The organism is Actinoallomurus sp. NPDC050550 (assembly GCF_040655075.1).
GTDB lineage: Bacteria > Actinomycetota > Actinomycetes > Streptosporangiales > Streptosporangiaceae > Actinoallomurus.
In genome coordinates this window covers 257,766-278,560 of the sequence record NZ_JBFAJC010000002.1, presented here as the reverse complement: position 1 = coordinate 278,560, position 20,795 = coordinate 257,766, and the positions used below count along the sequence as shown (strand labels likewise).

The 20,795-nt window shown below is 70.5% G+C and carries 17 protein-coding genes and 1 pseudogene; 11 read left to right on the top strand and 7 right to left on the bottom strand.

The window, feature by feature from the left end; all coding sequences use genetic code 11:
- The first annotated feature begins 175 nt into the window (after nucleotides 1-175).
- Entirely contained in the window at nucleotides 176-1,576 is a 1,401-nt protein-coding gene (locus tag AB0I04_RS03620) for an FAD-binding oxidoreductase (RefSeq protein ID WP_360878329.1), read from the top strand.
- Between the two features lie 186 nt (nucleotides 1,577-1,762).
- Here the strand turns inward: AB0I04_RS03620 and dnaE are convergent, their stop codons facing one another.
- From dnaE to AB0I04_RS03600, 4 genes and pseudogenes are all read right to left on the bottom strand, one after another.
- Nucleotides 1,763-5,287: a DNA polymerase III subunit alpha gene (gene dnaE / locus AB0I04_RS03615; protein WP_360878326.1), complete on the bottom strand. Its 3,525-nt coding sequence runs from the start codon at nucleotides 5,285-5,287 to the stop codon at nucleotides 1,763-1,765.
- A 478-nt stretch (nucleotides 5,288-5,765) separates the two neighbouring features.
- Nucleotides 5,766-6,950: a transposase gene (locus tag AB0I04_RS03610; RefSeq protein WP_360878323.1), complete on the bottom strand. Its 1,185-nt coding sequence runs from the start codon at nucleotides 6,948-6,950 to the stop codon at nucleotides 5,766-5,768.
- Nucleotides 6,951-7,485: 535 nt separating this feature from the next.
- A complete protein-coding gene (locus tag AB0I04_RS03605) occupies nucleotides 7,486-7,791 on the bottom strand; it encodes a chorismate mutase (RefSeq protein WP_360878819.1) in 306 nt (101 codons plus the stop codon).
- Nucleotides 7,792-7,908: 117 nt separating this feature from the next.
- Nucleotides 7,909-8,337 (bottom strand): annotated as a pseudogene (locus AB0I04_RS03600) (hypothetical protein); the annotation flags it as partial.
- 399 nt (nucleotides 8,338-8,736) lie between these two features.
- On the opposite strand from AB0I04_RS03600, the gene AB0I04_RS03595 reads away from it, so the two are divergent.
- Nucleotides 8,737-9,750 (top strand): sigma-70 family RNA polymerase sigma factor, encoded by a 1,014-nt coding sequence (locus AB0I04_RS03595; protein ID WP_360878320.1) that lies wholly within the window; start codon nucleotides 8,737-8,739, stop codon nucleotides 9,748-9,750.
- Complete coding sequence (locus AB0I04_RS03590) at nucleotides 9,747-10,565, top strand: AraC family transcriptional regulator (protein WP_360878317.1); 819 nt, start codon at nucleotides 9,747-9,749, stop codon at nucleotides 10,563-10,565. Before AB0I04_RS03595 ends, AB0I04_RS03590 begins: the two co-directional genes overlap by 4 nt.
- A 160-nt stretch (nucleotides 10,566-10,725) precedes the next feature.
- Here AB0I04_RS03590 and AB0I04_RS03585 read toward each other — a convergent pair whose 3' ends face one another.
- From AB0I04_RS03585 to AB0I04_RS03575, 3 genes are read right to left on the bottom strand one after another with little or no spacing between them, the layout of a single operon-like run.
- Nucleotides 10,726-11,559 carry a helix-turn-helix transcriptional regulator gene (locus AB0I04_RS03585; RefSeq protein WP_360878314.1) on the bottom strand — a complete coding sequence of 278 codons (834 nt, stop codon included), beginning with the start codon at nucleotides 11,557-11,559 and terminating at the stop codon, nucleotides 10,726-10,728.
- Between the two features lie 6 nt (nucleotides 11,560-11,565).
- Complete coding sequence (locus AB0I04_RS03580) at nucleotides 11,566-12,093, bottom strand: DUF6879 family protein (RefSeq protein WP_360878311.1); 528 nt, start codon at nucleotides 12,091-12,093, stop codon at nucleotides 11,566-11,568.
- A complete protein-coding gene (locus AB0I04_RS03575; protein ID WP_360878308.1) occupies nucleotides 12,074-12,472 on the bottom strand; it encodes a hypothetical protein in 399 nt (132 codons plus the stop codon). The genes AB0I04_RS03580 and AB0I04_RS03575 overlap by 20 nt, the downstream gene beginning before the upstream one ends.
- Before the next feature lie 175 nt (nucleotides 12,473-12,647).
- Between AB0I04_RS03575 and AB0I04_RS03570 the strand changes: the two genes are divergently transcribed.
- The 8 genes from AB0I04_RS03570 (at nucleotide 12,648) to AB0I04_RS03535 (ending at nucleotide 20,766) form a co-directional block, all read left to right on the top strand.
- A complete protein-coding gene (locus AB0I04_RS03570; RefSeq protein WP_360878305.1) occupies nucleotides 12,648-13,007 on the top strand; it encodes a hypothetical protein in 360 nt (119 codons plus the stop codon).
- A 552-nt stretch (nucleotides 13,008-13,559) separates the two neighbouring features.
- On the top strand, nucleotides 13,560-14,804 hold the full coding sequence (fxlM, locus tag AB0I04_RS03565; protein WP_360878302.1) for a methyltransferase, FxLD system: 1,245 nt from the start codon (nucleotides 13,560-13,562) through the stop codon (nucleotides 14,802-14,804).
- Nucleotides 14,804-14,923 carry an FxLD family lanthipeptide gene (gene fxlA, locus AB0I04_RS03560; RefSeq protein WP_360878300.1) on the top strand — a complete coding sequence of 40 codons (120 nt, stop codon included), beginning with the start codon at nucleotides 14,804-14,806 and terminating at the stop codon, nucleotides 14,921-14,923. Before fxlM ends, fxlA begins: the two co-directional genes overlap by 1 nt.
- Before the next feature lie 82 nt (nucleotides 14,924-15,005).
- A complete protein-coding gene (locus AB0I04_RS03555; protein ID WP_360878297.1) occupies nucleotides 15,006-17,750 on the top strand; it encodes a lantibiotic dehydratase in 2,745 nt (914 codons plus the stop codon).
- On the top strand, nucleotides 17,747-18,823 hold the full coding sequence (locus AB0I04_RS03550; protein ID WP_360878294.1) for a lanthionine synthetase C family protein: 1,077 nt from the start codon (nucleotides 17,747-17,749) through the stop codon (nucleotides 18,821-18,823). The genes AB0I04_RS03555 and AB0I04_RS03550 overlap by 4 nt, the downstream gene beginning before the upstream one ends.
- Nucleotides 18,824-18,837: 14 nt before the next feature.
- Nucleotides 18,838-19,659: a thiopeptide-type bacteriocin biosynthesis protein gene (locus tag AB0I04_RS03545; RefSeq protein WP_360878291.1), complete on the top strand. Its 822-nt coding sequence runs from the start codon at nucleotides 18,838-18,840 to the stop codon at nucleotides 19,657-19,659.
- 71 nt (nucleotides 19,660-19,730) lie between these two features.
- Nucleotides 19,731-20,441, top strand: a complete 711-nt coding sequence (locus AB0I04_RS03540; RefSeq protein ID WP_360878288.1) for an AzlC family ABC transporter permease — start codon at nucleotides 19,731-19,733, stop codon at nucleotides 20,439-20,441.
- Between the two features lie 13 nt (nucleotides 20,442-20,454).
- Nucleotides 20,455-20,766: an AzlD domain-containing protein gene (locus AB0I04_RS03535; protein ID WP_360878285.1), complete on the top strand. Its 312-nt coding sequence runs from the start codon at nucleotides 20,455-20,457 to the stop codon at nucleotides 20,764-20,766.
- Nucleotides 20,767-20,795 lie beyond the last annotated feature (29 nt).

Here is a 20,795-nt window from a genome sequence, read left to right as displayed (position 1 = left end):
GGAGCCGCGCGCTACTCCCCCGGGAGTACGTGGGCCGTCGCTGCGCCGCATGGGGCAGCGCGAGTGCCGTCCCCCGGCCGACGACGGCGGGGCGGCTGGGCGGCGAGCATCGGAGACGACCGATGACGGCCGCCGTCACGCCGGTGACGGCCGACACTCCCGGGGAGCGAACGACATGACGTTGACTGCGACGACCGCGGAACGCATCGCGCGCACGCTGCGTGAGGCCTTCGCCGGACCGGTGCACCTGCCCGGCGACGCGGCGTACGACGAGGCGCGGACGGCCTGGAACCTCCGGGTCGACCCGCACCCGCTGATCGTCGCCGAGGCGACCTGTCCCGACGACGTACGCGCCGCGGTCGTCACCGCACGCGAGCACGGCCTGCCGTTCGCCGTCCAGGCCACCGGGCACGGCACGATCGTGCCCGCCGACGGCGGCCTCCTGCTCAAGACGTCACGGATGGCGGACGTCCGGGTCCACCCGTACCGGGGCGTCGCCCGGGTCGGCCCCGGCGCGCGCTGGTCGGACGTGATCGCCGCCGCCGCGCCGTACGGCCTCGTGCCGGTGTCGGGCAGCCCGTTCGTCGGCGTGACGGGGTACACGCTCGGTGGCGGGGCGGGGTGGCCGTCCCGCAAATTCGGTTTCGCCGCCGACGGCCTGGTGCGAGCCGACGTGGTCACCGCCGAGGGCGAGCACGTCACGGCGGACGCGGACCACCACGCCGACCTGCTCTGGGCGCTGCGCGGCGGAGGCGGGAACTTCGGCGTGGTCACCGCGCTGGAGGTGCGGTTGCACCGCGTCGGCCGGGTGTTCGCGGGCCTCTCCCTCTACGACGCCGAGCGTGCCGCCGACACGCTCGCCCGCTACCGGGAGTGGGCGGCCGATGAGCCCGACGAGCTGAACACCGCCGTGGTGCTGATGCGGATGCCGGACGCTCCGGGGCTCCCCGACGCGGTACGCGGCCGGCCGGTCGTCGGCGTCCGGGTGTTCCACCTGGGCGCGTACGAGGAGGCCGAGCTGCGACTCGATCCGCTGCTGGAGGCGGCGGGGCCGCCGCTGGTCGACGGTTTCCGGGCGATGACGTTCGGGGAGGCGAGCACGGCGATCTCCGGGTCGCCGCCGCCTCCGATGGCGGTCCGCCAGCACATCGACCTGTTCCGCGACCTCCCCGGCGCGGTGCTCGAAGCGCTGCCGGACGCGGTGTTCGGCGGAACGCCGGCACCGGCGGTCGAGGTCCGGCACTGGGCCGGCGCGATGGCGCGGCCCGCGCCGGACGCCGGGCCGGTGGGCCACCGCGACGTGCCGTTCTCGGTGCTCGCGAGCGCACCGTACGGGCCCGGCGGCACCGGGTACGGCGACCCGGCCGAGCGGTCCCGCGTCGACGCGGCCGTCGACGGCCTGGCCGGCCGGCTGCGGCCGCACGCCACCGGCGGGTCCTTCCTGAACTTCCTGGCCGACCCGGACCGGACCGCGACCGCGTACACGCCAGAGAACCACGCGCGCCTGGCCCGGGTGAAGAAGACCTGGGACCCGGACGACCTCTTCCGCCCGGGCCACCACATCCCCCCACTGTGACGAAGCCACGCAACGGCCCGGACGGCCTGTCGCGCCCCCGCTGTGACGCGCGGCATGGGACCCGGACGACCTGTCGCGCCCCGGCTGTGACGCGCGGCGTGGGACCCGGACGGCCTGTTGCGTCCGGGCCACCGCCCCCCGCCGTGACGAGGCCGCGGGGGCCCGCCGCTGGGGCGGGCCGGCCGATCAGACCAGGCAGGTGGGGCCGAGGAGCTGCTTGAGGTCGCCCATCAGCGCCGGGGAGGCCGTGACCCGGAGCCTGTCGTCGAGACGGACGACGGTGGTCCGGGGGCCGTTCTGCAACTGCAGGTGGACCTCGGTCTGACCGGGGTGGGCGCCCAGCACCTCCCTCAGGCTCTGCACGACCGGCGGGGTCACCCGGGTCACCGGCATCGAGACGGTGAGCGGCCTACCGGAGTCGCTCACCGTGAGGTCCGGCTGGGTGACCTCCATGGCGATCAGCTTCGGGGTGTCCTCGCGCTTGTCGAGGCGTGCCTTGACGACGAGGATGGCGTCCTCGGCCAGCAGCGTCGAGCACAGCTGGTACGCCGACGGGAAGATCATCAGCTCGATCGCGCCCTCGAGGTCCTCGAGGGTGGTCAGCGCCCAGGAGTCGCCCTTCTTGGTGACCTTGCGCTGCAGGCCCGACACCAGGCCGCCGACGGTGACGATCTGGCCGTCCGCCCGCTCGTCGGCGGTGAGGGCGGCGATCGAGCAGTCGACGTTCGCGGACAGGATGTGCTCGATGCCGAGCAGCGGGTGGTCGGAGACGTAGAGGCCGAGCATCTCCCGCTCGAAGGCGAGCAGGGTGGTCTTGTCCCACTCCCCGTCCGGGATGGCGATGTCGAACGTCGTGTCCACCGCGTCTTCGCCCCCGCCGAACAGGGAGTCCTGCCCGATCGCCTCGTTGCGCTTGATGTCGATGATCGCGTCGATGGCCTGCTCGTGGACCATGACCAGGCTCTTCCGCTCGTGCCCGCGGCTGTCGAAGGCGCCCGCCTTGACCAGGGACTCGACGACCCGCTTGTTGCAGACCTGCGGCGGCACCTTGCGCAGGAAGTCCTGGAAGTCGGTGAAGCGGCCCTTCTCGTTGCGGGCCTTGACGATCGCGTCGACGACGTTCTCGCCGACGTTGCGGATCGCGGACAGGCCGAACAGGATCTCGGTGTCGCCCTTCGGCGTGAAGTCGGAGTCGGACTCGTTGACGTCGGGCGTGAGCACCTTGATGCCCATGCGGCGGCACTCGTTGAGGTAGAGCGCGCTCTTGTCCTTGTCGTCCTTGACCGAGGTGAGCAGCGCCGCCATGTACTCGGCGGGGTAGTTGGACTTGAGGTAGGCCGTCCAGTACGAGACCAGACCGTACCCGGCGGTGTGCGCCTTGTTGAAGGCGTAGTCGGAGAAGGGCAGCAGGATGTCCCACAGCGCCTTGATCGCCGCGGCGGGGTAACCGCGCTCCTGCATGCCGGACTCGAAGGTGGCGTACTGCTTGTCCAGCTCCGACTTCTTCTTCTTGCCCATCGCGCGGCGGAGCAGGTCCGCCTGGCCGAGGCTGTAGCCCGCGACCTTCTGCGCGATGGCCATGACCTGCTCCTGATAGACGATCAGGCCGTAGGTCGTGTCGAGGATGTCCTTGAGCGGTTCTTCCAGCTTCTCGTGGATCGGGGTGATCGGCTGCTGGCCGTTCTTGCGGAGCGCGTAGTTGGTGTGGGAGTTCGCGCCCATCGGGCCGGGGCGGTACAGCGCGAGGGCCGCGGAGATGTCCTCGAAGTTGTCGGGGCGCATCAGCCGCAGCAGCGAACGCATGCCGCCGCCGTCCAGCTGGAAGATGCCGAGCGTGTCGCCGCGGGCCAGCAGCTCGTACGCCTTCTTGTTGTCCAGCGGAAGCTTCAGCAGGTCGAGCTCGACGCCCTTGTTGGCCTTGATGGCCTTCAGCGCGTCCTGCATGATCGTCAGGTTGCGCAGGCCCAGGAAGTCCATCTTCAGCAGGCCGAGCGTCTCGCAGGTCGGGTAGTCGAACTGCGTGATGATCACGCCGTCGGAGTCACGGCGCATGATCGGGATGTGGTCGGTCAGCGGCTCCGCCGACATGATCACACCGGCGGCGTGCACGCCGGTCTGGCGGATCAGGCCCTCGAGGCCCTGCGCCAGATCCATGATCTGCTTGACGTCGGTCTCTTCCTCGTACAGCTTGCGCAGCTCGCCGGCCTCGCCGTACCGCGGGTGCTTGTCGTCGAAGATCCCCGACAGCGGGATGTCCTTGCCCATGACGGCGGGCGGGAACGCCTTGGAGATGCGGTCGCCCAGGGCGTACGGGAAGCCGAGGACGCGACCCGCGTCCTTGATCGCAGCCTTCGCCTTAATGGTGCCGAAGGTGGCGATCATGGAGACCTTGTCGGCGCCCCACTTCTCGGTGACGTAGCGGATGGCGTCGGCCCGCCCACGCTCGTCGAAGTCGACGTCGATATCGGGCATGGACACGCGGTCGGGGTTGAGGAACCGCTCGAAGATCAGTCCGTGCGGGAGCGGGTCCAGGTCGGTGATGCCCATCGCGTACGCGACGAGCGACCCGGCCGCCGAGCCACGGCCCGGGCCGACCGCGATGCCGTTGTTCTTCGACCACATGATGAAGTCGGCGACGACGAGGAAGTACGACGGGAACCCCATCTGGCAGATGACGTCCATCTCGTACTCGGCCTGCTTGCGGTGCTCCTCGTCGATGCCTTCGGGAAAGCGCCGCTCCATGCCCCGCCAGACCTCTTTGCGGAACCACGACTCCTCGCTCTCGCCCTCCGGCACCGGGAAGCGCGGCATGAGATTGCGGAACTCGAACATGCCGGACGCATCGACGCGCTCGGCGACGAGGAGGGTGTTGCGGCAGCCCTCGGCCCAGATGTCGGAGGTGTCGATCGCCCGCATCTCGTCGGCGGTCTTGAGGTAGTAGCCGGAGCCGTCGAACTTGAAGCGGCCCGGATCGGACAGCTGCTTGCCGGTCTGGATGCACAGCAGCGCGTCGTGGGCGGACGCCTCGGACTCGCGCGTGTAGTGGGAGTCGTTGGTGACGACGGGCGGGATGCCGAGCTTCTTGCTGATCTCGATGAGCCCGTCGCGGACCCGGCGCTCGATGTCGAGACCGTGGTCCATGACCTCCAGGAAGTAGTTGTCCTTGCCGAACAGCTCCTGGTACTTGGCGGCGGCCTCCAGGGCCTTGTCGAAGTGGCCGAGGCGCAGCCGGGTCTGGACCTCGCCGGAGGGGCAGCCGGTGGTGGCCATCAGGCCGGCCGAGTGCTCGGCCAGCAGCTCGAAGTCCATCCGGGCCCACTTGCGGATGAACCCCTCGGTGTAGGCGCGGCTCGTCAGCTTGAACAGGTTGTGCAGGCCCTCGGCGTTGCGCGCCCAGATCGTCTTGTGGGTGTAGTGGCCGCCACCGGAGACGTCGTCGCCCTTCTGGCTGGGCTCGCCCCAGCGCACCGGCTGCTTGTGGAACCGGGATTCCGGGGCGACGTAGGCCTCGATGCCCACGATGGGGGTCACCCCGGCGGCGGTGGCCTGTTTGTAGAAGTCGTACGCACCGTGGGTGTTGCCGTGGTCGGTCATCGCGACGGCCGGCATCTTCTGCCGCTCGACCTCGGCGAACATCTCCTTGAGACGGGCCGCTCCGTCGAGCATGGAGTACTCGGTGTGCACATGCAGATGCACGAACGAGTCACTCATGCGCGATGCGCCTCCTTCAGGCATGCGACGCCCCGCGCACCTACGGCGCGCGCCGCGTCGGAAGTCGTCGTCTGGGGGTGAGAGCCGGCCGGAAGCCGGGTCCCCTGAGCCTAACGGTGCCACCGGGACCGCCGGGGCTCGACACTCCGGATGTCCGGTTTATACCTGTTTTCGGTCGGCGACGCCTCTCCCCTTCGGGCGACGCGCACCCGTACGCGGCCGGCGGGCCGGTCGGCGACGGCTGCCTCACCTATCAGGGTCTACCTCATTTTCAGCGGGGAATCGACCGACTTCGTGTCGCGGCTCGACCACGCTCCGCGAGCTTTGAAGGTCGGTGGCCGTATTGCGATTTTGGGGGAGCGACAAACCACTGCAGTTCGGAGTGTGTGTCGACAGCAGTCAGCTTCTCGGTCCTCAAAGGACCGAGCATGCAGCTGGAGCCTCACTGGCTGGGAGGTGATCCGCCGCGTCTTGGCCGTCAGCTTCGCAGGCTGGTGGCCGGGACGTGTGACGTCCGCCCCGCATCCCACGCGTCCTGGCCCCTTCGGGCCAGAACACGGGAAGCGTTCCGGTCCGCGTGCGCAACGACGCCGCAGCCCCGGCAGATGAACAACGCTTGAGAAACCCGATTGAGCCGGTCGACATGCCCGCACTCGGCACACTGCTGGGAAGAGTAGGCGGAGTCGACGAACACGACCGGGACACCGGCTCGGCGTGCCTTGTAGACGATGAAGTCTGCGAGCTGGGCGAAGGCCCAGGAGTGCAGCGCGACCCGTTGGGGCTTGCGGAGCCGTACCCGGTCACGGATCCCCGTCAACTGTTCGAGGGAGATGCCGCGTCCGGTGCGTTCAGCCTCGGTCACGATCGTCTTGGAAACACAGTGATTGATGTCTTTGGCCCGCCGCGATTCCTTCCGGCGCTGCTTCCTCAACAGGCGTTTGGCGGACTTGGTGCCCTTCTTCTGCAGCTTGGCCCGCAGCGCGAGCTGCCGCCTGCGGTAGCGGCTCACTTTGCGTCCGGCGGCCCGGTAACCGGTGGAGGTGGTCGCGATGTTGACGATGCCCAGATCCACCCCGATGAACCCATCTGGCTCACCGGTCTCGGCCTCGGGCACCTCACAGGTGGCGACCAGGTAGAACACGCCGTCGCGTTCGACCAGATCCGACTCACCCTTACGGTCGGCGATCAGCTGCTTGAGCGCGCTCGGTGAACAAGCGAACCGCACGCCCTTCAACCGGCCCGCCATCGTCCAAATGCTCACCGTCTGGGCGTCGTACTGCCAGCTGAGACACCGATCGTCGTACGGCTGCGCGGCCTGAGGTCGGAAGGTGATCGGCTTGGACTCGGCCTTGACCCGCCGCTTGGAGCCCTTCTTGCCCAGGTTCCCGGCCCGCAGGTTGGCGTGCAGGCTGGTGTAGGCGTCCCGGACCTTCTTGATCACATGCTGCGCCGCCTGCGCACCCAGACCACGCTTCCTGAGCTCGGCGTAGGTGTGCTTACGCAGTTCGTACTCACGGGGCACCCCGCGCTCGAACGCCACACCAGACACCCAGCACGCGGCCTCGTTGACCGTGCGCAGGGTGTGCTTGAGCGCCGCCGCCTGCACAGGCGTCGGTGCCAGCTTGACCTGGACCACGACCTTCACGAGTCGTGACGATATCATCGCTTTACGTCACCGAATTGAAGAACTGAGCCCCCGCTATTCGCAGAGGACTCAAGAACTCCCTGGCGACACTCCCACGTACCCGCGGGGCGGCCTCCTCCGCCCCCTCTCCGTCCCCACTTCGCCTCCTCGTACGAGCGCGTCCGCTGCCGATCATCAAGGCACCGACCAGGAGCACTCCGCCTGAGCGGAGCGGGCGGCCTTCCAGAACGCTGTTGCGGCGCTGCGCGCCGCAGAGGTCGGGATGCGATTCCTCCCGGGCCTGAAGGCCCGGGGTTCCTCGCAAGAACATGCTGAATCACCAGGACACGACGTCCGAGGACGAGAACGCCGGTTACGCCCACTCCCTGGGCAACCGGCAGGTCGAGATGATCGCCATTGGCGGGGCGATCGGCGTCGGCCTGTTCCTCGGGGCGGGCGACATCATGAACGCGGTCGTCCTCACCGCCGTCCTGTCCTCCTGCGACTCCCGGCCATTGTCACCAGCCGACGCATCCGACCGCGGCCATGGTCGCCGGCCGAGGTCCATCAGCGCTCAGGCCGGGGAGAGGTCGCGTTCCTCGGACGCCTCGAGACCGGCCTCGATGACGGCCGTCATGATCCGGGCGAGCCGGTCGGCGCCCAGCCGGGGGGCGCGCCGCGCCATGGCCTCGACGATCTCGCGTTCGCGTCGCGGGTCCCGGCCGGCGAATCCGCCGACCGGCTTGAGCCGCTGCACGGTCGCCGCGAGTTCGGCGCGGCGCTCCAGCAGTGTCGCCAGCGCCGCGTCGATCCGGTCGATCGCCGCGCGCGCGTCGGGGATCGTCTCCGGCTCCTCGTCACGGACGAGCGGCCCGAGCAGGGCCGCCTTGGCGCGCACCTCGGCCACCAGGTCCGGCTCGGCGTCCTCGCCGAGGAACAGCCCGCACGCACCCACCGACAGCGCCGCGACCGCGAGGTACGGGGCGGCGGAGACGTCCACGAACACCGGACGGCGGCGCCCGGCCTCCCGGACCAGCTCCAGATCGATGGTGGCGTGCGGCAGGTGCGTGCGGGTGCCGGTCTCGCAGAGGACGACGTCGCGGTTGCCCTCGGCCACGCAGTACTCGGCCGCCGACAGCCACTCCTCCAGCGTGGCGGCCGTGGCCCGCTGCACGACGACGGGGAGCCCGGTACGGGCCGCCGCTCGCAGGAGCTGGAAGTCCTGCATCCAGGCCCCGCCGACCATGACGCCGTCGGCGTGCGTCACGACGGCCGGGAGGTCGCGCGCGGAGAACGGCTCCACCAGCAGCGGCCCCCGGTACGAGCGGCGCACCCTCGTCAGCTCGCCGGCCGCGTCCACGCGACCGTGCAGGCGGCGCAGGCTGACCACGGCGACGTCCGGCGCGGCGGCAGGGCCGGCGATCATCACGGGCTGGTCCGGATCGTGCAGGTCCATCGGTCTCTCCCTCCGGGCGGGCCCGGAGCCGAGCCGCCCACTCACGCTGGAAAACGCGAAAGGCAGAGCCCTTGGGGCTCTGCCTCGGCCGGCTCGGGGGTCGTCGCTCAGGTCACGTCGACCGGCTCACCCGAAGCCGGCTGCATAAACGCGAAATAGCGACGATCCACGTGCCCAGGGTAACCGCGACGATTCCCTGCATGCCACCCTGCGGGACCCTTGTCTCGGTCAATGAGACGAGAGCCGCTCTGTTGGAACGTTCACCTCCGGTCATGCTCCAGGTCACGGCCGTTCTGTCAGCGGTGTGCCGTATACAAGGAAAACGGCCTGCGGACGGTCGCCGGTCGCCCGGCACGATGAGGGGGCACCATGAGCACGGACAACGCCGTCAAGGAAGACTTCCTGCGCGAGGCGGCTCCGTACCGCCGTGAGCTGCTGGCGCACTGCTACCGCATGCTCGGCTCCGTGCACGACGCCGAGGACCAGGTCCAGGAGACCTACATCCGGGCCTGGCGCTCGTACGACTCCTTCGAGGGCCGGTCGTCGCTGCGCACGTGGCTGCACCGGATCGCCACCCGCACCTGCCTCACCGCCCTGGAGAGCCGAGGTCGCCGGCCCCTCCCGACCGGGCTCGGCAGCCCGAGCGCCGACCCGTACGACGCGCTGGTCGAGCGGTCCGACGTGCCCTGGCTGGAGCCCGTTCCCGACGCCATGGCCGGCGCCGAGCACGCCGACCCGGCGGCGATCGTCGCCTCCCGGGAGAGCATCCGCCTCGCGCTGATCGCCGCCCTCCAGCATCTGCCGCCCCGGCATCGCGCGGTCCTCATCCTGCGCGACGTGCTGAAGTGGCGGGCCGCGGAGGTGGCGGAGGCCCTCGACACGACGACCACCGCGGTCAACAGCATCCTGCAGCGCGCCCGCGCCCGGCTCGACGAGGTCGCTCCCCCGCAGGACGATCTGGCCGAGCCGGCCTCGCCGGAGCAGCGCGAGCTCCTCGCCCGTTACGTCCAGGCCTTCGAGGAGTACGACGTCGCCGCCATCGAGCGGCTGCTCACCGCCGACGCCGTCTGGGAGATGCCGCCCTTCACCGCCTGGTTCCAGGGCCGGGAGGACATCGGCCGCCTGATCAAGAAGCAGTGCCCGGCCGACGCCCCCGGCGCGATGCGGCTCGTGGAGACACGCGCCAACGGCCAGCCGGCGTTCGCCGTCTACATGCACGCCGCCGACGGGGCGCACCACGCGTTCGCCCTGCAGGTCCTCACACCCACGCCCGAGGGCGTCGCACACGTCGCGATGTTCTTCGACCTGCGCCTGTTCACGCTCTTCGGCCTGCCCGCCGTCCTGCCGCCCTCGACGCCGCGGTCGATAGCATCGGAGCCATGAGCCGGGAGGTGGCGCACTATCGGCGGCACCCTGCGGAGCCGGGTGTCGACCTGCTGAGCGCCCGCTACGTCACCCACCGCTACGCCAGGCACGCCCACGCCACCTACACCGTGGCCCTCATCGAGTCCGGAGTGGAGGAGTTCGAGCACGCCGGGTCGCTCCTGCGGGCCGCCGCCGGCCAGGTCGCGCTGCTCAACCCCGAGGTCGTGCACGGCGGGCACGCGGGCGTCCCCGAGGGCTGGCGCTACCGCGTGCTGTACCCCACTGTGGACGTCGTCGCGGAGCTCGCCGCCGAGCTGGGCGCTCCCGGCGGCACGCCCTACTTCCCCCACACAGTGGTGGACGACCCGGAAGCGGCCCGGCTGCTCCGCGCCGTTCACCGCAGCGCCGAGGCCGGTGACGCCCTCGCGTCCTCCTCCACGCTGCACCACGCCCTCGCCGGGCTCCTTCGCCGCCACGCCGCCCGGCCGCCCCGCTCGATGCCCGACGGCGCGCCTCCGCGCGCGGTCCGCGCCGCCCGCGAGATCCTCCACGAGCGGCTGCCCGACCCGCCGTCCCTCGACGACCTGGCCGCCATGGTGGGCACCGGACGGTTCGCCCTGCTGCGCGCCTTCCGCGCCGCGTACGGCCTGCCGCCGCACGCCTACCTGACGAACCTCCGCGTTCAGCGGGCCCGCTCGCTCCTGGACGCCGGCCGGCGCCCCGCCGAGATCGCCGCCGACCTCGGCTTCACCGACCAGGCGCACCTGACCCGGCATTTCAAGCGAATCGTCGGCGTCCCACCCGGCGCCTACCTCCTCGGCCGCCCCACCTGATCGGTCCCGGACGCGTGGCCTTCGCCCGCGGCCCGGAACCATGCCCGTCAAAACCGTCCACGGCTACCGCTACCGAAGCTTGCACGGACACCCGACGGAGCTCCTCCGCCAAGACGGGCGTAGACCGATCGCTCTGCCGGTGGGTTCCTGATCGGTGTGCTCAGCCCCAGGAGATGAGCGCCGCGTCGATCAGGTCGCGGGCGGTCTGGCCGTAGACAGCGGACCGCCGTAGCCAGCTGAACGCCTTGGTGTACAGGGCGATCTCTCGAGGCTGGTTGATCGTAATCTCTGCCGAGTACGTCTCGACCATGACCCGGTCGTCGAACATGACGAACGAGTTCTGCGGCCAGATGTCCATCTGCGCGCTGGCGGGAATGATGCCGAGGCTAAGCCGCGGTAGCGTCTGCACGGCAAGGAGCCGGTCCATCTGGCCGCGCATCACCTCTGAGTCGCCCACGTTAGTCAGCAGGGCCTGCTCGCCGAGGAGCACGTTGAAGCGACGGTCGCCCTTGTACAGGTACTGCTGGCGCTCCATCCGGGCGGCTACGCCGGCGTCGACGTCGTCGGGGATCTCGTAGAAGTCGATGACCTGGCGGAGCATCGCCGCAGCGTATTCGGCGGTCTGCAACGCTCCCCAGACGACGCTCGGCGCGTAGACGCGGAACAGGTGTGTCTTCTCGTACAGGTTGATGGACTGCTGCTGACGAACTCGGGTGCCGGTGCGGAGCGTGCGCCGCCAGTCCAGCCACATCGCCTCGACGTTCCGGGCCGTCGCGATCAGGTCCGGGATCTGGTCCTCGACGCCGCAGTGCAGGCACCACGCACGGATATCGTCCTCGCTGGCGTTTCGCCGCCCGTGCTCGATCCGGCTTACCTTGGACAGCTGCCAGTGAGTCAGGTTGGCGAGCGCGCGCCCGGTGAGCCCGGCGTCCTTGCGGAGGTCACGCAGGCGGGCGCCGAGTGCCTCGCGTGCCTGCTGGGCCTGATTGGACACTGCGGCTCAGGCAGGCCGGTACTCGCGGTGGGGGATGGCCAGCGACCACAGTTGGTCGCGGATCCGGATGCAGTCGGCGACGACGGCAGGGTCCGTGACTAGTTCGGAGCCCAGGACGCGCATGTCGCCGTCGAAGTGTCCGACCGTGACAAGACGGTCATCGAGCAGCCACCAGTCGTTGCCATCGGCGGGGAAGCTGATCCATTCCGGGACGAGGTGGCGGGGTAGCCAGCGGATGTCCTCACCGGCGCCGACATTGAGGTGGGTGACGCTGTGCTCCCACCGGATGTAGTCGCTGAGCGGCTCGGTGATGACCCGCACTCTCCGGAACGTCTTGCCAACCTGGGTGGTACGCCGAATGCGGTCCAGCCACGGGGTCATCCACGCGAAGTCATCGGGCTCTCCACGGAGCCATTTCGCGACCGGCCCCTCCTCGTAGGCCGTCCGGTAGTCGTCCCGCAGTTCGAGGTGGAAGGCGTCTTTCGCGAAGGTGTCGAGTAGTTCGTTGCGCTGCTCAGGAGTCATCAACCCCATGATCGTTCTCCTCCATGAGAGACCTCAAGGCCGCCGTGGTCACCTCCACGCAGTCCTCGCCGGCTGGTAGGGCAATCTGTGCCAGGGCGTCGGCATCGGTGACCCGTTTGCCTTGGACGATCAGATCCCCGTTGGCCTTGACGTGGACGATCGGTGGCCGCCAACTCGTGATTGTCCCGCGCAAGCCGTCCTTGGCGAGGTGCGACAGCAGCCGCGCGTAGATCTCGACGCACGTCTCACTCTCCGGTATCTGCAGCTTGGCGAGGACTTCTGGATCGGTGACGAGGTATCCCTGGACGACGTAGCTCTCTCGGTCGGTGGCGTACAGGGTAGGGCTGTCGCCCTGTGAGGATTCTTTACCGAGGAACCGTAGGTGCATGGCCGTGCTCCCGTCTGCCGAGTTGCCCCTGTTTGCCGATCCAGCCGATAGTCCGCCCGCTCGCACAGCCTGTCAAGAGCAGTTGGCAAACAGTGGCAAACATCTTCAGTCCGATCTCCGGACGCTCTTAAGCTCCCGGCACATCTCCAACCACAGAGTGTGAGAGGCGGCGGCGATGCATACTCCGACGAACACCCAGGGGTGCGCACAGGACACGAATCCTTCACCCTCGGTCGAGACCGTCAGAGATCTGGTGCTCGAGATCGCGCCGCTGCTCATGCGGCAGGGCTTGAACATCACCGTTGGCCGAGACGGAAGCGTCGAGGTCCAGAACCCCCGTGACACTCGGATGAAGCAGCCACTCGTGCTCCGCGAGCACCAGGTCAGCATCTGGTGGCACTGGGTGTGGTCCGGGCCGACCGGCGACGCGCCCCCGGAGTACGAGCCGATGGTGCCAGCGAACGACGTCGACGAGGCGGCCCGCCGGATCATAAACGTGCTCCTCCTCGACGAGCCCGCCGGGGCCGAGCGATGATTCGGGGAATCCGTCTCGTGGGCCAGCCAGCCAAGCCGGCACGGCGCATGGTCACCCCGGACCCGAGTCCTCAGGATCTTGCCGCGGTTCAAGCGGCCTGCCGAGGCTGGGCGGTGATGTGGTCACGCTGGCGAGGCGCCTACACCGCTTTCGCCACGTTCACGAGGGCCTCTGTGATCATCGACGAGCCCGACCCCGCGCGCCTGCTGCAACGGTGCCGGGAGATCCAGGCGGCAGCCATATGAGCCTCAACGACAAATCGGGGACTTCCGGCGCCTGCTCAATGAGGGCCGTACGGGCCAGACGGGCCGCCGGGTCGAGCGACGGTCCGGTGTGTTCACACGCTCCCCGGCCGCCCACCACAAGACGTCCCGACCGAGCTGAGACGGCCGGGACCGCCGCCGGGTCCGTGAGAGGGAACGGGCCCGGCGGTACCAGGACGGCGGACCGCCGAGAGAGGCCTTCGGGCGTTGCGACCTCTCGGCGGCCCGCGCGAAACCCAGGGACCGCCCGAGCTGCGGCATCCCACACACATCGGGAGAGGACACCGTCATGAGCGTCGGCACCATGGGCAGCGAGAGCCTCCGTCACGAGATGGTCGACCGGCTGGCCGCCGATCATGCGGCGAAGGGCCTCAAGCTGCGCCCCGACGTGGAGGCGGCGATGCGGGCCGTTCCCCGCGAGCTGTACGCCCCGGGTCTCCCGATGGAGGAGGCGTACGAGAACACCGCGGTCATCATCAAGCGACGCGGTGAGGAGAACATCAGCTCGGTGTCAGCGCCGTTCCTGATCGCGGAGATGCTCGGTCAGGCAGCGGACGCACTCAACGGCCTGGAAGGCCGTCACGTACTGGAGATCGGCAGCGGCGGCTACAACGCCTCACTCGTGCGGGAGCTCGTCGGCCCGGCCGGATCGGTCACGACCGTCGACATCGACCCCGACGTGACCGATCGGGCGGCCACCTGCCTGGCGGCAGCGGGTTACAACGACGTCACTGTGGTATGCGCGGACGCCGAGCAACCGATCGAGTCGGGCCGCCGCTACGACCTGATCATCGTCACGGCCGGCGCGTGGGACATCCCGCCAGCATGGCGCGACCAGCTCACCGACGACGGCGTCCTCGTCGTGCCGCTGCGGACGTTCGGAATGAGCCGATCGTGGGCGCTGCGACGCTCCGGAGACCGGCTGGACAGCGTGAGCCACCGCCAGTGCGGGTTCGTGTCCATGCAGGGCACCGGAGCCCACGAGATGCGGTACGTCGACATCGCCGACGGCGTCCACCTTCGGCTGGATGAAGGGCAGCAGGTCGACGCCGCTGCTATCACGGACCTGCTCACCCAGCCCCGGCAGGAGGCGTGGGCCGGGCTGAGCCTGCCGCCCCGCACCGTCCTGTCCGACCTGGACCTGTGGCTGGCGACCCACCTCGCGCGCGAGGTGAGCGAGTTCGTGGTGCTGACGGCGCAGGAGGAGGCCGTCACCTCCGGCGTCGTCGCACCGGCCTGGCGGTTCGGCACCCCCGCGGCCGTACACGGCGGCACGTTCTCCTACCGGTCGGCGCTGCGCTGGACCGACCGGAGATTCGACCTCGGCGCATACGCCCACGGATCCGAAGCCGCCGCGGCGGCCGGGCGGATGGTCGAGCACATGCGCGCGTGGGTGGACGCGGACAGCCCTTCGCCGGTGCTGCACGTCCTGCCCGCGGCGACCCCCGACGGCGACCTGCCGGACGGGGCGGTCCTGGACAAGCGGCACAGCCGCATCGTCCTCGCCTTCACCCCCGAGAAAGGAACCCTGTGATGGAACCCCAGCTGAACCTGCGCCTGGTCGATGCCGGGCCCTCCGCGAGCGGCTACGCCACCAGCACTGACGACGGCTGCGGATCGGGCAACACCGGCTCGGACGCCTGCTCGGGCTGACCCTCGCCACCCGTCGGGCCCGGCCTCTCGCGGGGCCGGGCCCGACCTCTTCTTCCCTACCGCCCCTGGAACGGTGAGAACAATGTTCCGCGTCGCCGACGCCGCGTTAATCAGGGCCGCCGCCTACCCCCACGACCTGCCCCTGCCCGCCTGGCCCGATCTGACCGCCGACCAGCCCAAGGAGTGGCTGGAATGGCTGCGCCAGGTGTGGGCGCTCCCGGCTTTCGCAACGGCTGTCACGACCGCCGCGCCGCAGCTGGCCGGCCAGATCACCCGCGCCCTGGCCGACGAGCTGCCGGAGACGCGCAGGCTGCGACGTCTGATGGAGACGACAGTCCGATACCTGCTGAGGTGGACGACCCGCGCGACCCCGTTCGGCTACTTCGCCGGGGTGGCACCAGTTGAGCTTGGTCCCCGCGCGGCGGTCCGCTGGGGCGAGGGGCATAACGCCGTCGCCCGCCCCGACGAGGAGTTCATCGCCGAGCACACGGCCTCGGCCGAGCAGGATTTGGCCACGCTCCGCGCAGTCGCGGTAGTCAGGAACTCGCTGGGGCATCGGCGCGGCGAAGTCTGGGTGCTGCCCTGCTCCCGTGCCGAGGGCGGCCGGATATGGGATGTCGAGATCGATCTGACCGGACCGGTCCGGGTGGCGGTGGAGACCGCCGGCTCTCCGATCATGTTCACCGAGCTCGCCGCGAAGATGGCCGAGAAGCTGCCCGTCAGCGTGGCGGCGGCCGAGCAGCTACTTGCCGAACTCGTGCACGCCGGAGTACTGCTGTCAGCGGTCCGGCCGCCGATGACCGAACCCGCCCCGACCACGCACCTCACCCGCCACCGCGACCTGCCCGACCCCGGCGAGCAGATCGCGGTCGATCTGCGGGTCGACTGCTCGGTGACGCTGCCCCCGGCAGTCGTCGATGAGGCGCGGAAGGCCGCGTCCGCGCTCGTCGCGCTGGCACCACACCTGCCCGGCTGGACCGCCTACCATCGCGCGTTCATCGACCGGTGGGGGCCGGGCGCGGCCGTGCCGCTGCGCGAGATCCTGCGCGTCCTGGGATTCCCCGCCGGATACCGGGGCGCATCCCGCCGGTGTGACCCGGCGGTGTTCACCGCCCGCGACGGTGTGCTCGCCGAACTCGCCCAGCGCTCCGCCCTGGACGGTTGCGCCGAGGTAGTGCTCGATGACGAACTGATCGGCCGGCTGCGCGGCGATGATGACCGGCCGCCGATCCCGCACACCGAACTGCGGTTCACCCTCGCCGCCGAAACCATCCATGATCTGGATCGGGGTGCGTTCACGCTGACGGTGGTGAGCGGGGCCCGCCACGCCGGCGTCGCGGCCGCCCGGTTCCTGCACCTGCTCGCCCCTGCCGAACTTGAGCGTTTCCGCCGCGTCTACGCGAGCCTGCCGACCGCCCTGCCCGGCGCGGACACGGTGCAGCTGTCCGGTCCTCCGTTGGAGACCCGCTTGGCCACCGTCGCTCGCACGCCCGAACTGCTGCCCGTCCTACCTGCCGGCGGCTTCTGCCCCGACCCGCAACAGACGCTGGAGGACCTGGCGGTCGTCGGCGACGGGCAGCGGCTGTGGCTGATGTCTTCCGCCACCGGCCGACCGGTCGAGCCGCTGCTGCTCAACTGTGTGCTGTCGACCGTTCAACAGCCGCTCGTCTGGTTCCTGACCGAGATCTGGACGGCATGGACGGCTCCGTGCAGCAGGGTCGACTGGGGGCATGCTCGTGATCTGCCGTTCCTGCCACGGCTGCGCCGGGGCCGCTCCATCCTGCACCCGGCCCGCTGGAACATCGGCCAGGCCATGCTCCCCGCCCGCACCGCGACGTGGCCGCAGTGGCGGGACGCCTGGCAGCGACACCGCGAACGCCACCGGCTACCGCGCCAGGTGCTCATCGGCGACGACGATGTGCGGCTACGCCTCGACCTGGACGAGCCCGCCCACCTGGCGGTGCTGCGCAGCCACCTGGACCGGCAAGGACACGCCGTCCTCACCGAGGCCCCAAGCCCATCCGGCTGGATCGGCGGCAGACCCGCCGAGCTCCTGCTCACCCTCACCCACACCCAGCCACGTCGGCCCCCACGCGCCGTACGGCCCGCCAGCACCCTTCACCACCGGCCCGGACATTCGCCCTGGCTGGACGCCCGCCTCTACGGGCGGTCCGACGACATCCTCGCCTGCCTGGCCGGACAGTCCGATGAGGCCCTGCCCGCAGGCTGGTGGTTCCTGCGCTACCCCGACCCGGCCCCCCACCTGCGGCTGCGAATCCCGCTGCGCACTGCCACGTTCACCGACGCTGCCCAATGCCTCGCCCGGTGGGCGGAGCGTCTGCACGACGATGGCCTGCTGGCCGACTACACCCTGAACACGTACCGGCCCGAGACCCGGCACGGGACCGGGCCGACCCTCGCCGCCGCCGAGGCAGTGTTCGCCGCCGACTCCCGCGCCGCCCTCCGCCGGCTGTCCGGCGACCGGCACGCCGCCACGGCCGCGGGGATGATCGCCATCGCCGAGGCCTTCACCGGCGCGGGTCTGCGCTGGCTCGTCGAACACGTTCCCCGCCGCAGCGGTCCACGCCTTCAGCCCGCCCAACTCGCCCTCGCCCGTGCCTCCTACGGCGACGACGGCCTGTCCGGGGCGCTGGTCACCTACCGATCCCTGGCCGACCGCGACGGCCTCGATACCGACCAGGTGCTCGCGGATCTGCTGCACCTGCACCACGCCCGCATGATCGGCGTCGACACCGCCTCCGAACGGCACTGCCTGCGTCTGGCCCGCGCCATCGCCCACACCGATCTCGCCCGGAAGACCCCATGACGGCGGGACAATCCCTTGCCGACGGGGCGGCCGGCATCGCCCTCCTCTACCTGGAGACCGGCCGGTGGGAAGCGGCGTATGCTGCGCTGGAGCAGGCCGTCGACGACGGCGTCAGCATCGCCGGAGGCGCCAGCCTCTACTACGGCGCTCCCGCCCTCGCCTTCGTCCTCGCCGGATCCGACCATCCGAGCCTCGCCAAGGCGCGGGCGGTCGCCGCTGCCGGGACCGCGACGGTGACACGCCACCGGCTGGAGGCCGCCCACCGCCGCATCGACGAACGCCGCCGGCCGCACTACGCCGAATTCGACCTGATACGCGGGCTGACCGGACTCGGCGTCGCTCTGCGCCGCATCGGCGACCTCGATCTGCTCAGGGACGTGCTGGTCTACGTGGTCCGGCTCACCGAGCCCATCGGCGGGCTTCCCGGCTGGTGGTGCCCGACCGGCCCCAACCATGAGCATCCGCCGCCGATCGGAGGCCACAGCAACCACGGGATCGCGCATGGCATCACCGGCCCGCTCGCCCTTCTCGGCCTCGCGCTGTCCGATGGCGTCACCGTCGACGGGCACACGGAGGCGATCACATGCATCTGCCAGTGGCTGGACGCCTGGGAACAACGGACCGGCGGCGACGCCTGGTGGCCGGAGATCATCACGCTCGACGATCTGCGCCGCAGCGAGCCGAGCCAGCCAGGCCCGCTACGGCCGTCCTGGTGCTACGGCACCCCCGGCATCGCCCGCGCCCAGCAACTCGCCGCCCGCGCCCTCGACGACACCGCCCGTCGGCGCAAGGCCGAAACCGCGTTCACCGGCTGCGTGAACGACCCCGCGCAGACAGCCCGTCTCATCGACCGCAGCCTGTGCCACGGAACCGCTGGGCTCCTGGCAACCGGACGCCGGATCGCCGCCGACGCCCTCACCCCCATACCCCTCACACCGCTGCTGCGCCGGCGCCACCAAGCCATCGCCGCAGCGGACGAACCCGCCGGATTCCTCGACGGCTCGGCCGGCGCCGCCCTGGCCGCCGCTGGAACAACGGCGACGTCGTGGGACTCCTGCCTCCTGCTCTGCTGACCGAAAGGCCCACCGTGCAAGAGACGCCTTGGAAACAGGTCAACATCACCTACGTCGGCTCGGACCCTCACCAGCGTGAACGCCACGCCATCAGCCACCTCGCACCGGTCCTGCCCGCCGCCGAGGCCTACGGCCTCATCACCTCCTGGTGGTTCATCCGCAAACACCGCTGGCGCGTCCGCTACCTCCTCACCGAGAAGACACACGACCACGACCGCAGCGACCCACTGCACCCGCTCCTCACCGCCGGAGTCACCTGGACCGACGACATCTACGAACCCGAAATCCACGCCTTCGGCGGCCCCGACAGCATGAACGCCGCGCACGCCCTGTTCCACCACGACAGCCGCCACCTCCTCACCTTCCTCCACAACGACCCCGCCGACCGGCGGGAACACTCGCTCGTACTGTGCACCGCGCTCATGCGGACCGCAGGACTGGACTGGAACGAGCAAGGCGACGTATGGGCACGTGTCGCCGAGCAGCGCGCCGGGCTGCCCGGCCAACCATCCGGCCCAGCCCCCCAGGTGTGGGCATCCTTCACCAGCAACGTCCGCCACCTCCTCCTCGGCACCGCCCGCACGGACACCATCACGGGCGACTGGCTCACCGCGTTCGAGGACACCGGCAGAGCACTCCGAACCCTGCGCGAAAACGGCGAACTCACGCGAGGCCTACGCGCGGTGATCGCACTACACGTGATCTTCCACTGGAACCGCATCGGACTCCCCGCGACCACCCAGGCCACCCTCGCCCGGGCCGCGAAGGAGGCCGTCATCGGCAGCACCCGTCGTGGGTCTACGACAACAACCCGAACCAGTCGAAGTCCACGTTGACGCGGCAACACGGAACGGACCCCGCAATTTCATGCAAGACCACCACACTCCGGGCCTCCTAACCTGCGGATATGGATTCGGACATACGCTCCGCCGTTCGTGACGGGCTGGGGGTCGGCCTGGCCGTCGGCCTGTCGGGGCTGGCGTTCGGGGCCGCGTCGGTCGCGGCCGGGCTGGGGGTGGCGCAGACCTGCGTCCTGAGCCTCGTGGCGTTCTCAGGGGCGTCGCAGTTCGCGCTGATCGGAGTGGTCGCCGGCGGCGGCAACCTGATCGCGGGGGCCGTCGGCGCGGTCCTGCTCGGCGGCCGGAACGCCCTGTACGGCCTGCGGCTCGCGCGGACGCTCGACGTACGCGGATGGCGCCGGTTGCTGACCGCCCACGTCGTCATCGACGAGACGACGGCCGTGGCCACCGCGCAGCCGGGCCCACAGTCGGCCCGCGCGGGGTTCTGGGCCACCGCGATCAGCATCTACACCACCTGGAACCTCGCCACCCTGCTCGGCGCGCTCGGCGCGGCCCGGCTGGGCAACCCGGAGACGTACGGCCTCGACGTGGTCGGCCCGGCGGCGTTCCTCGCCCTGCTGTGGCCGCGGCTGACCTCCGGGGGCACCGAGCGCGTCGTCGCGCTGCTCGCGATGGCGATCGCGGTCGCGACCACGCCACTGGTGCCCCCGGGCGTGCCGGTCATGCTCGCCGCCGTCGCCGCGCTGGCCGGGATCGTACGGCGCCGGACGCCCCCGTCCCGTCAGGACGGCGAGCGCCGGGAACTCTCGGAAGTCTAGAAGGAGGAAGATCATGGCCGTCTGGATCGCCGTGGTGGCGACCGGGCTGGGCTGCTACGCGCTCAAGCTCACCGGGCTGGTCGCCCCGCAACGTGTGCTGGACGACGAGCGGGTGCGGCGGTTCACCGCGCTCGTCCCCGTCGCGCTGCTGACCGCGCTGGTCGCCGTGCAGACCCTCGCGCACGGCCGCGCCCTGGAATTGGACGGTCCCCGCCTGGCCGGCATGGGCGCCGCAGTCGTCGCGCTGCTGCTGCGCGCCCCGTTCCTCGTCGTCCTGGTGGTCGCGGCCGCCGTCGCCGCCGGCCTCCGCGCGCTCGGCGTCTGAACGGGATGACGGCGGTCTCGCGAGTCCGG